Raw genomic sequence first — 13,810 nt, 5'->3', positions numbered from 1 at the left:
TCCTTGTGGCGTCACGACGACCGCCGCCGGCCGCGCAGCAGCAGGAAGATCAGGTACGGGCCGCCGATCGCTGCGGTCAGCACACCGGCGGGTAGTTGGGTGGGTGCGAACAGCCGCCGGCCGGCCAAATCGGCCAGCACCAGCAGGAGGGCGCCGAGCAGCGCCGCGCAGACCAGCGGCGGCCGTTCGGCGCGTACCAGTCGTCGGGCCACCTGCGGGGCGACCAGCGCCACGAAGTCGACGGCGCCGACCTGGGCGGTGACCATCGCGGCGACGAGTACGCCGGTGCCGGCGAGGCCGATCCGGCGGGCCACCGGGCGCAGCCCGACGCCCCGGGCGGTGTCGTCGTCGAGGGCGGTGCTGTTCAGCGCCCAGCCGGCCCAGGCCAGCACCGGCAGCAGCACCAGCAGTGTGCCGGCGATCCAGGCGGCCTCGGTCCAGCCCTTGCCGGCCAGGGTGCCGATCAGCCAGATCTGCGCGCGCAGCCCGTCGATCGGGTCGGCGGTGAGCATGACCACCTCGGTGAGCGCCCGGAAGCCGAACGCGACCGCCACCCCGGCGAGCACGAACCGCTGCGCGGCCAGCCCGTGCCGGGCGCCGAGGGCGAACAGCAGGACCGCCGCGAGCAGCCCGCCCACCAGCGCTGTGGGTGCCACCAGCGCCGCGGCCATTCCGCTGGTCAGAGCCACAGTCGCGGCGAGGCCGGCGCCCTGGGTGATGCCGATGACGTCCGGGCTGGCGAGTGGGTTGCGGGCCACGCTCTGAATCAGCGTGCCGGCCACGCCGAAGGCGGCGCCGGCCACGGCCGCCAGCACGACCCGCGGCAGCCGAAGATCAAAGACCACGAGGTCGTACGGGGTGCCGGTGCCGGATAGTGCGCGCAGCACGTCGGCCGGGGCGACGTACGGGGTACCCAGCGAGAGGCTGAGCACGACGGCCAGGAGAAGCAGCACGGTCAGCACGGCGGCCACCAGTACCGCGCGGCGGCGGATCACCAGGCTGACCGGGCCGATCCGCAGCAGCGACCGCCCGGGCAGCCGCGCCGCGTCGGCACGAGGCGAGTCTGGGTGCAGGGTGGTGGTCACGCGGTCACCACCCGGGCGCGGCGGACCAGCACGGCCAGCAGTGGCGCGCCGATCAGCGCGGTGACGATCCCGGCCGGGATCTCGCCGGGCGGGGCGACGAGCCGACCGACGATGTCGGCGGCGAGCAGCAGCGCCGGCCCGAGCAGGGCGGAGACGGCGAGGGTCCAGCGGTGGTCCGCGCCGACCAGGGCGCGCGCCAGGTGCGGAACGGCCAACCCGACGAACGCGACAGGTCCGGCGGCGGCCACCGCGGCGCCGGTCAGCAGCACGGCGGCGAGGCCACCACCGAGGCGGACCAGGCCGATCCGGTGGCCGAGGCCACGGGCCACGTCGTCGCCGAGGGCCAACGCGTCCAGGCCCCGGGCCACCAGGGCGGCCAGCACCAACCCGACGAGGACGAACGGCAGCACCTGCGCGGCGACCGACAGGTCCCGGCCGGCCAGCCCGCCGACCACCCAGAAGCGGTACTCCTCGAAGGTGCGGGCGTCGATGCTGAGCAGCGCGTACACCCCGGAGGCCAGGCTGGCGTCGAGCGCCGCGCCCACCAGCGCGAGGGTGACCGGGCTGGCGCCCTCACGGGCGCGGGTGGCGATGGCGAAGACCAGCAGCCCGGCGATCAGGGCTCCGGCGATGCCGAACCAGACGTACCCGGCGAGCGTGCCGACGCCGAAGACGGAGATCGCGAGCACCACCCCGAACGACGCGCCCGCGCTGATGCCGAGGATGCGCGGCTCGGCGAGGGGATTGCGGGTGAGCGCCTGGAACAACACCCCGGCCACGGCGAGTGCGAGCCCGACAGCGAGGCCGAGCGCGGTCCGGGGCATCCGCAGCTCACGGACGATGGTGCTGGCGTCGCCGCCGTCCGGCGCGACGAGCGCGTGCCAGACCTGGTCGACGCCGAGTTGTCGGCTGCCGAGGGCGAAGCTGGCCAGCACTGTGAGCAGCAGCACCAGCGCGGCCACGACGGTGACGGCCACCCGGCGGCCGGTACGGGTGCCGGACCGGTTGCGGGCCGGGGTCGGCCGGGTGGCGAGGGTGGTCACGAGTCTCCTGCACGTTCACGCTTAGGTTCGCCTAACCTTAGCCGAGCTGCGGAAATGGGACTAACCGGCGTCTGTCGATACCGTCTCGGGTTCCACCGCCCCGCTCGGGGAGCCGCCGTCCCCGGCCGCCGCGCCACCGCGCGGTAGGACGTTCAGCGGCCGCATCATCTCGTTGTCCTCATGCTCCAGCAGGTGGCAGTGCCAGGCGTACCGACCCGGCAGGTCGAAGTGCGCCTTGATCCGGGTCACCTCCCATGGGTACGCGAGCACCGTGTCCAGCCTCCCCCGGTCCCCCGGGCCCGGCCGCGACCGGCCCGAGTGTCCCCGGCCGAGCAGCTCGAACTGGACCTGGTGCAGGTGGACCGGATGCACGTGCCGGGTGAAGTTGCGCACCTCCCACACCTCGGTGTCGCCGAGGGTGGGCTGCTCGGTCACCGGGTCGCTCCAGCGCAACGGCAGGCCCCGGCCCCGCTCGTCGAGGACGCCGAGCAGCATGATCATCGAGCCGCCGGACCTCCGCTCGTTGAGCGACAACCGGCGTACCCGCTGGGCCGGGCCGAGCCGACTGTGTGACGGCAGCCGCAGCTGCTCCGGTGGCACGCTCGAATCCGCGCCGGCCGCGTCGGTGACCACGAAGCGCAGCACCTGTCCGGTGGTGTGCGGATCGGCGGGGTCGAAGTCCACCCCGGGCCGACCGCCGGCGTAGGCCCGGTCCGGTCCCTCGTTGACGAGGTACAGCTCAGTGCCGGCCGGCACGTCGGTGAAGTCGACGATCGCGTCGACCCGCTGGGCCGGGCCGAGGGTCACCCGCTCGTGCGGCACCGCCTCGGGCAGGAGACCGCCGTCGCTGCCGATCTGCCAGATCGGCAGCACCGGCCGGGCCGGTCGCGCGGTGGCGTGGGCGGCCACGCTGAGCAGCAGGAATCGGCTGTTGCAGCCGTTGAGCAGGCGGAACCGGTAACGCCGACGCTGGACGGTCAATGTGGGCCAGGTGCGGCCGTTGACCACGATGGCCGAGCCGGAGAACCCGGACGTCCAGAGCGGTGGCACGTCGCCGTGCGACGAGCGCGCGTCCGGGTAGAGCAGGTCGCCGTCCGCGGTGAAGCTGCGGTCCTGGATCAGCAGCGGAATGTCGTGGTAGCGGACGTTCGGCGGATCGTTGCGAGCCGGCGTCGGGCCGGGCAGTACGCCGTCGGGCAAATCGTCCCCGCCGCCGAGCAGGTAGAACCCGGCCGGTCCGGCGTAGACGTTCTCGCGGGTGAGCCCCAACGAGTGGTCGTGGTACCAGAGGGTGCAGGAGCGCTGGTCGTTCGCGTACTCGAAGGTGGCCGAACCCGGCGCCCAGCGCAGGCCGGAACCCTCGGCGAAGCGGGACCGGAACTCCCGGTATGTGCTGCCGGTCACGGCGAAGTCGGACGGTAGGTCCCGGGCCACCGGCAGGTACCACGCCTCGGAGTGTCCGTCGCTCTCCTGCGTGCTGTGCCCACCGTGCAGGTGCACCACCTGGGGCACCGGGCCGCGGTACCCCAGTGGGTCGCCGTCCCAGTGACCGTGCCGGTCCCGGCCCGCCGGTCCGCCCGGCGGGTTGGCCCAGTGCAGGGTGGGGTCCACCGGGAGCAGGTGCGGCAGGTAGTCGCCCCGGCCGTCGACGAGCTGGTTGACCCAGGTCACCCGTACCGGACGGCCGACCCGCGCCATGATCGTGGGCGCCGGGTAGCCGAAGCTGCCGGGGTGGGCGGTGGAGCCGTAACCCCACACTGTGGTGCGCGGCCATGACGGCGGCAGGATCTGCTGGCGAAACTGGCGTACCGCGATGACGTACTCGTCTCGCTCCGGGCCGGTCGCCACCGCCGGCATGGCCGGTGGGATCCGCAGCGGCACGACGTACTTCGGGATCTCGCCCGCGTCCAACGGTGCCGCCGCAGCGAGCGCTCGGCCCGCCGCCCCGCCCGCCGGGACCAGAACCGCGGCACCACCGGCGGCACTGGCCGCGAGCAACTGACGTCTGGTGACCATGCCGCACCCTCCCGATCGCAGCGAACCTGATTTGAGAATGAGATTCGCAGACGATGACAGGACGGACAGATAGCAGATGACACCCAGAAGAGGAAGATTCGCGCCATAGGGTGTGGACATGCGATTCGACCAGCACACGGCCGTCCTGCTGACCCGGCCGTCGGATCCGCCGGAGCTGCCGCAGGACGCGATCGACCGGTTGCGGGACGCGCACCTGGCCCACCAGGCGGGCCTCGTGCAGCAGGGGCTGGTGCTCGCTGCCGGACCGTTCCTGCACCCCGACGACGAGCAGCTACGGGGCTTCGTGGTGCTGTCCATCGCCCCGGACGAGGCACGCGCGCTCTTCGCCAACGACCCCGCCGTGCGGGCCGGTCGCCTGGTGGCGCGGGTCACGTCGTGGCTGCTCCCGGAGGGCAACCTGCGGTTCGAGAGCGTGCCGGTGCCGCAGTCGATGCTGGAGGCGGCCTCCGGGGACTGACGCCGGGCCCGGTCAGCCGGCCGAGCCGCTGCCGGTCTGCGCCGGCAACTCACCGAGCGGGACCACCCGCAGCGCGTCCATCGGGCCGACGATCACCAGCAGTTCCGGGAAGTAGTCCCGCAGCACCTGCCGGCACCCGTCACAGGGTGCGACGACCTCGCGCCCACGGTCGGCGACAGTGACGATCGTCTCCAGAGCTGTGACACCCTGGGTGGCGGCTGTGCCGATCACGACCAGTTCGGCACAGGCCCCTCCGGCGGCGTGCTGGACGTTCACGCCGGTGAAGACCCGCCCGTCCGCGGTCCGGGCCGCTGACGCGACGGTGTGGTGCTGGCTGCGACAGCGCAGCTTGGAGACCGCCGTGGCGGCCTGCACCAACGCGCGGTCGGTGTCGCGCATCTCCATCCGGCTCCCCCAGCACTCGACGTCGGCCGCCAACTCTAGGGCCCGCTGGTGGCCGTCCCGGGACGGGAGGTGGCCTTCACGGAGCCGTCCGCTCGGTAACCCAGGGGCGGTGCGCCGCCGGGCTGCCTATCCTTGGGCACGACATGCAGAATCCAACCGCCTCCGTCGCGTCCGACCCCGTTCGCGAGCTGCACCGCCGCCTCACACCTCTGATGTTCCGCGACCAGCGCCGGCTCCAGCGGCGACTGGACGGTGCCCGCAAGCTGCGCGACCCGCAGCGTCGGGAGGCGGCGCTGACCGAGATAACCGCCGACGTGGTCCGGGCCGAGCAGCGCCTCGCCGCCCGGCAGGCGGCGGTGCCCGTGATCACGTACCCGGTGGGCTTGCCGGTCAGTGAGCGCAAGGACGACATCGCCGCCGCCATCCGCGATCACCAGGTGGTGATCGTGGCGGGCGAGACCGGCTCCGGCAAGACCACCCAGATCCCCAAGATCTGTCTGGAGTTGGGGCGCGGGGTGCACGGCCTGATCGGGCACACCCAGCCCCGGCGGTTGGCCGCCCGGACGGTGGCCGACCGGATCGCCGACGAGCTGGGCACCGAGTTGGGCGACGTGGTCGGCTACAAGGTTCGCTTCACCGACCAGGTCAGCGAGCGCAGCCTGGTGAAGCTGATGACCGACGGCATCCTGCTGGCCGAGTTGCAGACCGACCGGATGCTGCGCCAGTACGACACGCTGATCATCGATGAGGCACACGAGCGCAGCCTCAACATCGACTTCATCCTCGGGTACCTGCGGGAGCTGCTGCCCCGACGACCCGACCTCAAGGTGATCATCACCTCGGCGACCATCGAGACCGATCGGTTCGCCCGGCACTTCGCCGGCCCGCCCACCGCCGACGAGCCCGATGGCGTTCCCGCGCCGGTGGTCGAGGTCTCGGGGCGCACCTACCCGGTGGAGGTGCGCTACCGGCCCCTCGTCGAGCTCGCCGAGGGCGAGGAGGACGGCGACGAGGAAAACGTCCGCGACCAGATCCAGGCCATCGGCGACGCCGTCGAGGAGTTGGCCGCCGAAGGCCCCGGCGACATCCTGGTCTTCCTCAGCGGCGAGCGGGAGATCCGGGACACCGCCGACGCGCTGGGCAAGCTGGTGCAGACGAAGCGAACGCTGCTCGGCACCGAGATCCTGCCGCTGTACGCGCGGCTGTCCTCCGCCGAGCAGCACCGGGTCTTCGCCGCGCACTCCTCGCGCCGGGTGGTGCTCGCCACCAACGTCGCGGAGACCTCGCTGACAGTGCCCGGCATCAAGTACGTGGTGGACCCGGGTACCGCCCGCATCTCCCGCTACTCCAGCCGGCTCAAGGTGCAGCGGCTGCCGATCGAGCCGGTCTCCCAGGCCTCGGCCAACCAGCGCAAGGGCCGCTGTGGCCGTACCTCGGACGGCATCTGCATCCGCCTCTACGACGAGCAGGATTTCGGGTCCCGTCCCGAGTTCACCGACCCGGAGATCCTGCGGACCAACCTGGCGTCGGTCATCCTCCAGATGACAGCGATCGGGCTCGGCGACCTCGCCGCGTTCCCGTTCATCGACCCACCGGACAAGCGCAACATCAGCGACGGTGTCAACCTGCTGCACGAGCTGGGCGCGTTGGACCCGACCGAGGCCGACCCGGCGAAGCGGCTCACCGCGCTCGGCCGGCGGCTGGCCCAGTTGCCTGTCGACCCGCGACTGGCCCGGATGGTGGTCGAGGGCGAACGCAACGGCGCCGCCACCGAGGTGCTGGTGATCGCCGCCGCGCTCTCCATCCAGGACCCGCGGGAGCGGCCCGCGGAGAAGCAGGCCCAGGCGGACCAGGCGCACGCCCGGTTCGCCGACAAGGAGTCGGACTTCGTCGCCTACCTCAACCTGTGGCGCTACCTTCGCGAGCAGCAGCGGGAGCTCTCCTCCAGCGCGTTCCGCCGGATGTGCAAGGCGGAGTACCTGAACTACCTGCGGATCCGCGAGTGGCAGGACATCGTCAGCCAGCTGCGCCAGGTGCTGCGTACCCCCTCCGACGGCGACCGGCGGGGCGGGCGGCCGGCGCGAGACAGCTCGGACGACACGGACGCCGGCCGGGGCCGCCGGGGTGGCACGGACCTGCCGGAGGAGATCGACACCCCGAAGGTGCACCAGTCGCTGCTGCCCGGCCTGTTGTCGCACATCGGCCTCAAGGACGCCCAGAAACACGAGTACCTGGGGGCGCGGGGCGCGAAGTTCGCGCTCTTCCCCGGGTCGGCGTTGTTCAAGAAGCCGCCGCGCTGGGTGATGGCCGCCGAACTGGTGGAGACCTCCCGGCTGTGGGGGCGCATCGCCGGCCGGGTCGAGCCGGAGTGGGTCGAACCGCTCGCGCAGCACCTGATCAAGCGCAGCTACAGCGAACCGCACTGGGAGAAGAAGCAGGCCGCGGTGATGGCCTACGAGAAGGTCACCCTGTACGGCGTTCCGCTGGTCAGCTCCCGCAAAGTCAACTTTGGACGGATCGACCCGACGCTGAGCCGGGAGCTGTTCATCCGGCACGCCCTCGTCGAGGGCGACTGGCAGACCCACCACCAGTTCTGGGCGGACAACAAGCGGCTGCTCGCCGAAATCGAGGAGCTGGAGAGCAGGGCCCGCCGCCGGGACATCCTGGTCGACGACGAAACCATCTTCGGCTTCTACGACCAGCGGATCCCAGCCGACGTGTCCTCCGGCCGGCACTTCGACAGCTGGTGGAAGAAGACCCGCCGCGAGCAACCCGACCTGCTCACCTTCACCCGCGACCTGCTGATCAACGACGGCCGGCCGGGGGTGGACGAGGACGACTACCCGGACGAGTGGCAGGCCGACGGGGTGAGCCTGCCGCTGACCTACCGGTTCGAGCCGGGCACGCCGGACGACGGCGTCACAGTGGACATCCCGCTGCCGCTGCTCAACCAGGTGCCGGTGGAGACCTTCGACTGGCAGGTGCCGGGGCTGCGCGAGGAGACGGTGATCGCGCTGATCCGCTCGCTGCCCAAGGCGATCCGCCGCAACTTCGTCCCGGTGCCGGACTACGCCCGGGCCGCCCTGGCGGCGATCACTCCCGGCGAGGAGTCGCTGCTGGACGCGCTCACCCGGCAACTGCGCCGGATGACCGGAGTGACAGTGCCCCGCGACGCCTGGGAGCCGGGCAAGCTCCCGGCGCACCTGCGGGTGACCTTCCGGGTCCTCGGCGACGACGAGAAGCCGGTCGCCGAGGGCAAGGACCTGCCGGCGCTGCAACGCCAACTCCGTCAGGAGGTACGCCAGGTGGTGGCGGCCGCCGCACCGGAGGTGGCCCGCACCGGGCTGCGCGAGTGGAGCATCGGCACGCTGCCCCGGACCCTCGGGCAGGTCCGTGCCGGTTACGCGGTCACCGCGTATCCGGCGCTGGTCGACGAGGGCGCCACTGTCGGGGTGAGGGTGTTCGACTCCCCGGCCGAGGCGGAGGCGGCGCACTGGGCCGGCACCCGCCGGCTGCTGCGGCTCACAGTGCCGTCCCCGGCGCGGTTCCTCCAGGGGCGGCTGGACAACGAGGCGAAGCTGGCGTTGAGCCGCAACCCGCACGGCGGCGTGCAGGAGCTGATCGAGGACGCGGCGGGCGCGGCCATCGACCGGCTGATCGGCGCGGCGGGCGGGCCGGCGTGGGACGCCGACGGCTTCGCGGCCCTGCGCGAGAAGGTCCGCGCCGACCTGGTCGACACCGTCGTGGAGGTGATGGACCGGGTTCGCAAGGTCCTCGCCGCCGCGTACGCCGTCGAGCAGCGGCTCGGCGCGACCCGCAACCTCGCCGTGGTGGCGGCGCTGGCCGACATCCGCAGTCAGCTCGCCGGGCTGGTGCACGCCGGTTTCATCACCGAGACCGGGTACGCGCGCCTGCCCGACCTGCTGCGCTACCTCACCGCCATCGAGCGTCGACTGGAGCGGCTGGGCGGCAACCCGCAGCGGGACCGCCAGCAGCAGGACCGGATCGCCGTCGTGCAGAAGGAGTACGCGAACCTGCTCGCCAACCTGCCGCCGGCCCGCCGTCAGGAGACGGCCGTCCGACAGATCCGCTGGATGATCGAGGAGCTGCGGGTGAACGTCTTCGCCCAGGCGCTGGGCACCCCGTACCCCGTCTCCGAGCAGCGGATCTACCGGGCGATGGACGACGCCGAAGGCCGCTGAGCCCGGCGGCCGGGGCCGCTGCCGGCCTCGTCGACGGCGGCGGCCCCGGCCGGGGTCAGGTCAGTGGCTCGACGCCGGGGGGCAGTTCGCCGAGGTCGATCGCCGACTGGATGTAGTCGAGCAGGATGCGCCGAAGCTCCCGACCGGCGTGGGTGGGTACGACGTCGCGCCGACGGGCCACCGCGATGGTCCGCCGCACGCCGGGCGGGGCGAGCGGGGTGATCCGCACGCCCGGCCGGCGGGCCAGCACGATGCCGGGCACGAGCGCGATGCCGAGCCCCGCCTCGACGAAGCTGAGGACCGCGTCCATCTCGCCGCCGTCCACGGCGAAGGTGGGTTCGAAGCCCGCCTCCCGACACGCCTGGATGGTCGCGTCGCGCAGGTCGTACCCCTCCCGGAACATCACCATCGGCTGGTCCCGCAGGTCGGTGATGCGCAGCTCCCCGGTCGTCGACGCGGTCGCCACCTCTCCCACCGAGGCCACCACCAGGCTCTCGCGCAGGATCGGGTCGACCCGCAGCCCGGGGTCGGCCCCCTGCGCCGGCATGATGATCAGGGCCAGGTCGAGGTCGCCGCGCAGGAGGTTGCGGACCAGGTCCTGGGAGCCGCCTTCCTCGACGCGCAGGTCGACGGTGGGGTGCGCGTCGCGGAAGCGGCGCAGCACCGGCGGGGCGAGCGAGGTGGCCAGACTGGGGGTGGCCCCGAGCCGGACCCGGCCCCGGCGCAGCCCGACCAACTCCTGGACCTCCCGGGTCGCGGTCTCCACGTCGGCGAGGATCCGGGTGGCCAACGGCAGCAGCACCTCGCCCGCCGCGGTGAGTGCGATGTTGCCCCTTACCCGCTCGAAAAGTGGCGCTCCGAGGTCGGCCTCCAGAGCGTGAATTTGCTTACTGAGAGAAGGCTGAGTGATGCCCACGAGGTCGGCTGCTTGGGTGAAATGTCGTACTTCGGCCACCGCGACGAAGTACCGGAGCTGATGGAGCTGCATCTACATAGCCTACGGCTATCAACACTGCGAGTTTGATGCATTGGACGACTGATCGAAGTGCTCCTAGCGTCGGACCTGTGGTAATCACGAAGACTCGGTCGCCCATCCGCTCGAACGTCGGTCTCAAGGCCGTCATGGCGGTGACGGGCATCCTGCTGGCGCTGTTCCTCATCGCCCACATGCTCGGCAACCTGAAGGTGTTCACGGGGGAGACCTCGTTCGACCACTACGCGCACTGGCTGCGTGACATCGGCAAGCCACTGCTGCCCGGCGTCTGGTTCCTGTGGATCCTGCGCACCGTGCTGGTGGTGGCGGTCGTCGCCCACATCGTGGCCGCCACAGTGCTGGCCCGGCGGGCCCGCGCCGCCCGCCCGGTCAAGTACGCCCACCGCAAGAAGGTCAACGGCAGCTACGCGGCCCGCACGATGCGCTGGGGTGGAGTGATCATCCTGCTCTTCGTGATCTACCACCTGCTGGACCTCACCACCGGCACGCTGAACCCGGTCGGTGACGCCAGCAAGCCGTACGGCAACGTCGTCGCCGACTTCGCCCCGGAGCGCTGGTACGTCACGCTCTTCTACACGCTGGCCATCCTCGCGGTGGGCTTCCACCTGCGCCACGGCGCGTTCAGCGCGTTCCGCAGCCTCGGCCAGCAGACACCGCGCGGCGAGCGCAGGGCGCGTACCGCGGCTCTGATCTTCGCTGTGCTGCTCTGCGCCGGGTACCTGGTGGTCCCGTTCGCCGTACTCACCGGATTGGTGTCCTGACATGGAACTCTTCACCGAGGGCGACGCGATCGCCGACACCAAGGCTCCCGCCGGCCCGGTCGAGAAGCGTTGGGAGACCCGGCGCTTCGAGGCCAAGCTGGTCAACCCCGCCAACCGCCGCAAGATGACGGTGATCGTGGTCGGCACCGGCCTGGCCGGCGGCTCCGCCGCCGCGACCCTGGCCGAGCAGGGCTACCACGTCAAGTCCTACTGCTACCAGGACAGCCCGCGCCGGGCGCACTCCATCGCGGCACAGGGCGGCATCAACGCGGCGAAGAACTACCGCAACGACGGCGACTCCGTGCACCGGCTCTTCTACGACACCGTCAAGGGCGGCGACTTCCGTTCCCGGGAGTCGAACGTGCACCGGCTCGCCGAGGTGTCGGTCAACATCATCGACCAGTGCGTCGCCCAGGGGGTGCCGTTCGCCCGCGAGTACGGCGGCCTGCTGGACACCCGCTCCTTCGGTGGCGCCCAGGTGCAGCGCACCTTCTACGCCCGGGGCCAGACGGGCCAGCAGTTGCTGCTCGGCGCGTACCAGGCGCTGGAGCGGCAGATCGGCCTGGGCAACGTGGAGATGAACACCCGGCACGAGATGCTGGAGCTGGTCCTCATCGACGACAAGGCCCGCGGCATCGTGGTCCGGGACCTGGTCACCGGCGAGATCAGCACCGAGATGGCCGACGCCGTCGTGCTCGCCTCCGGCGGCTACGGCAACGTCTTCTACCTCTCCACCAACGCCAAGGGCTGCAACGTCACCGCCACCTGGCGCGCGCACCGCAAGGGCGCGTACTTCGCCAACCCGTGCTACACGCAGATCCACCCGACCTGCATCCCGGTCTCCGGCGACCACCAGTCGAAGCTGACCCTGATGAGCGAGTCGCTGCGCAACGACGGCCGGGTCTGGGTGCCGAAGACCAAGGGTGACGACCGCAGCCCGAAGGACATCGGCGAGGACGAGCGGGACTACTACCTGGAGCGGATCTACCCCTCCTTCGGCAACCTGGTCCCCCGCGACATCGCCTCCCGCGCCGCGAAGAACGTGTGCGACGAGGGTCGGGGCGTCGGGCCCACGAAGCTCGGCGTCTACCTCGACTTCGCCGACGCGATCGGCCGGCTCGGCCGCAAGGCCATCGAGGCCAAGTACGGCAACCTCTTCGAGATGTACGAGCGGATCACCGGCGAGGACCCCTACGAGGTGCCGATGCGCATCTACCCCGCCGTGCACTACACGATGGGCGGCCTGTGGGTCGACTACGACCTCCAGTCGAACATCCCCGGCCTGTTCGTGATCGGCGAGGCGAACTTCTCCGACCACGGCGCGAACCGGCTCGGCGCCTCGGCGCTGATGCAGGGCCTCGCCGACGGCTACTTCGTGCTGCCCACCACCATCGCCAACTACCTGGCCTCCGGTCCGCTGGAGAAGGTCGACGCCAGCCACCCGGCGGCCGTCGAGGCGCGCACCGACGTCGAGGACCGCGTCCAGCGGCTGCTTGCCGTCGACGGCGACCGGACCGTGGACTCGTTCCACCGGGAACTGGGCCAGATCATGTGGGAACACTGCGGCATGGAGCGCAGCGAGGCCGGGCTGCGCAAGGCGATCGACGAGATCCGCGCCCTGCGCGAGCAGTTCTGGCAGCGGGTCAAGGTGTCCGGCACCGGCGAGGAACTCAACCAGTCACTGGAGAAGGCCGGCCGGGTGGCCGACTTCTTCGAGCTGGCCGAGCTGATGTGCATCGACGCCCTGCACCGCGAGGAGTCCTGCGGCGGCCACTTCCGGGCCGAGCACCAGACCCCCGACGGTGAGGCGCAGCGCGACGACGACCGGTTCGCGTACGTGGCGGCCTGGGAGTTCACCGCTGACGGCGAGCCCTCGGTGCTGCACAAGGAAGACCTGAATTTCGAATACGTCCACCCCACGCAGCGGAGCTACAAGTGAACCTGACCCTGCGCATCTGGCGCCAGAAGGGCCCTGAGGACAAGGGTCGGATGGTGACCTACCCGGTCGACGACGTGTCCCCGGACATGTCATTCCTGGAGATGCTCGACGTACTCAACGAGCGGCTGATCCTCGCTGGCGAGGACCCGGTGGCGTTCGACCACGACTGCCGCGAGGGCATCTGCGGCATGTGCGGCCTGATGATCAACGGCGACGCGCACGGGCCGCAGCGCGGCACCACCGCGTGCCAGCTGCACATGCGGCAGTTCACCGACGGCGAGACGATCGACATCGAGCCGTGGCGGGCCAGCGCCTTCCCGGTCGTCAAGGACCTGGTCGTCAACCGCAGCGCGTTCGACAAGATCATCGCGGCTGGCGGTTACGTCACCGCGCCGACCGGCAGCGCGCCCGAGGCCCACTCCACCCCGGTGGCCAAGGCCAACGCCGACGCCGCCTTCGAGTCCGCGGCCTGCATCGGCTGCGGGGCCTGCGTGGCAGCCTGCCCGAACGGCTCCGGCATGCTCTTCACCGCCGCCAAGCTCACCCAGCTCTCGCTGCTGCCCCAGGGCCAGCCCGAGCGCTACACCCGGGTGATCGGCATGGTCGACGCGCACGACGAGGCCGGCTTCGGCGGCTGCACCAACGCCGGCGAATGCACCCCCGCCTGCCCGAAGGGCATCCCGCTGAACACCATCGGCCGGCTCAACCGCGACTACCTCGCGGCCACCGCCAAGGGAGCCAACAACACCCCCGGTTCCTGAGGTCCGCCGCACCGACCGCCGTATCCCGCTTTCCGGGGGTACGGCGGTCTGGCTTTCCCGGGCTCCGGGCTCCGGGCTCCGGGCTTTGGTTGTGCTGGTCTCTGCTTGCGGTGAGGGCTGGGACGA

Annotated in this window: 10 protein-coding genes; 5 read left to right on the top strand and 5 right to left on the bottom strand. The window is 71.5% G+C overall.

What is annotated here, in order from left to right:
• Positions 1-11: 11 nt before the first annotated feature.
• The 3 genes from NIE79_RS03640 to NIE79_RS03630 are packed head-to-tail and all read right to left on the bottom strand — an operon-like array spanning position 12 to position 4,144.
• The gene (locus NIE79_RS03640) at positions 12-1,085 is read right to left on the bottom strand and encodes a FecCD family ABC transporter permease (protein ID WP_238677185.1); all 1,074 of its coding nucleotides are present in this window, start codon (positions 1,083-1,085) and stop codon (positions 12-14) included.
• The gene (locus tag NIE79_RS03635) at positions 1,082-2,128 is read right to left on the bottom strand and encodes a FecCD family ABC transporter permease (RefSeq protein WP_238677184.1); all 1,047 of its coding nucleotides are present in this window, start codon (positions 2,126-2,128) and stop codon (positions 1,082-1,084) included. The genes NIE79_RS03640 and NIE79_RS03635 overlap by 4 nt, the downstream gene beginning before the upstream one ends.
• Before the next feature lie 60 nt (positions 2,129-2,188).
• A complete protein-coding gene (locus NIE79_RS03630; protein ID WP_238677183.1) occupies positions 2,189-4,144 on the bottom strand; it encodes a multicopper oxidase family protein in 1,956 nt (651 codons plus the stop codon).
• A gap of 118 nt (positions 4,145-4,262) precedes the next feature.
• Between NIE79_RS03630 and NIE79_RS03625 the strand changes: the two genes are divergently transcribed.
• Positions 4,263-4,622: a YciI family protein gene (locus NIE79_RS03625; RefSeq protein WP_238677182.1), complete on the top strand. Its 360-nt coding sequence runs from the start codon at positions 4,263-4,265 to the stop codon at positions 4,620-4,622.
• 12 nt (positions 4,623-4,634) lie between these two features.
• Here NIE79_RS03625 and NIE79_RS03620 read toward each other — a convergent pair whose 3' ends face one another.
• The gene (locus tag NIE79_RS03620) at positions 4,635-5,027 is read right to left on the bottom strand and encodes a cytidine deaminase family protein (protein ID WP_238677181.1); all 393 of its coding nucleotides are present in this window, start codon (positions 5,025-5,027) and stop codon (positions 4,635-4,637) included.
• A gap of 143 nt (positions 5,028-5,170) precedes the next feature.
• On the opposite strand from NIE79_RS03620, the gene hrpA reads away from it, so the two are divergent.
• Complete coding sequence (hrpA, locus tag NIE79_RS03615) at positions 5,171-9,229, top strand: ATP-dependent RNA helicase HrpA (RefSeq protein WP_238677180.1); 4,059 nt, start codon at positions 5,171-5,173, stop codon at positions 9,227-9,229.
• 55 nt (positions 9,230-9,284) lie between these two features.
• Here the strand turns inward: hrpA and NIE79_RS03610 are convergent, their stop codons facing one another.
• The gene (locus NIE79_RS03610) at positions 9,285-10,217 is read right to left on the bottom strand and encodes a LysR family transcriptional regulator (protein WP_238677179.1); all 933 of its coding nucleotides are present in this window, start codon (positions 10,215-10,217) and stop codon (positions 9,285-9,287) included.
• An 83-nt stretch (positions 10,218-10,300) separates the two neighbouring features.
• Here NIE79_RS03610 and NIE79_RS03605 point away from each other — a divergent pair, with 83 nt between their 5' ends.
• From NIE79_RS03605 to NIE79_RS03595, 3 genes are read left to right on the top strand one after another with little or no spacing between them, the layout of a single operon-like run.
• Positions 10,301-10,984, top strand: coding sequence for a succinate dehydrogenase cytochrome b subunit (locus NIE79_RS03605; RefSeq protein ID WP_084597936.1), 684 nt, complete (start codon positions 10,301-10,303; stop codon positions 10,982-10,984).
• Between the two features lies 1 nt (position 10,985).
• Positions 10,986-12,923: a fumarate reductase/succinate dehydrogenase flavoprotein subunit gene (locus NIE79_RS03600; RefSeq protein ID WP_238677178.1), complete on the top strand. Its 1,938-nt coding sequence runs from the start codon at positions 10,986-10,988 to the stop codon at positions 12,921-12,923.
• Positions 12,920-13,684 carry a succinate dehydrogenase/fumarate reductase iron-sulfur subunit gene (locus tag NIE79_RS03595; RefSeq protein WP_238677177.1) on the top strand — a complete coding sequence of 255 codons (765 nt, stop codon included), beginning with the start codon at positions 12,920-12,922 and terminating at the stop codon, positions 13,682-13,684. The genes NIE79_RS03600 and NIE79_RS03595 overlap by 4 nt, the downstream gene beginning before the upstream one ends.
• Positions 13,685-13,810 lie beyond the last annotated feature (126 nt).

Origin of the sequence: Micromonospora trifolii, from assembly GCF_022229005.1 — a bacterium.
Lineage (GTDB): Bacteria > Actinomycetota > Actinomycetes > Mycobacteriales > Micromonosporaceae > Micromonospora > Micromonospora trifolii.
Note: the sequence above shows the minus strand (reverse complement) of the source record. Positions and strands in the feature narration are given on the sequence as shown.

Excerpts from the sequence above, each read along its gene's own strand:
- NIE79_RS03630 (WP_238677183.1), bottom strand. The coding sequence starts at position 4,144 with ATGGTCACCAGACGTCAGTTGCTCGCGGCCAGTGCCGCCGGTGGTGCC.
- NIE79_RS03625 (WP_238677182.1), top strand. The coding sequence starts at position 4,263 with ATGCGATTCGACCAGCACACGGCCGTCCTGCTGACCCGGCCGTCGGAT.
- NIE79_RS03620 (WP_238677181.1), bottom strand. The coding sequence starts at position 5,027 with ATGGAGATGCGCGACACCGACCGCGCGTTGGTGCAGGCCGCCACGGCG.
- hrpA (WP_238677180.1), top strand. The coding sequence starts at position 5,171 with ATGCAGAATCCAACCGCCTCCGTCGCGTCCGACCCCGTTCGCGAGCTG.
- NIE79_RS03610 (WP_238677179.1), bottom strand. The coding sequence starts at position 10,217 with ATGCAGCTCCATCAGCTCCGGTACTTCGTCGCGGTGGCCGAAGTACGA.
- NIE79_RS03600 (WP_238677178.1), top strand. The coding sequence starts at position 10,986 with ATGGAACTCTTCACCGAGGGCGACGCGATCGCCGACACCAAGGCTCCC.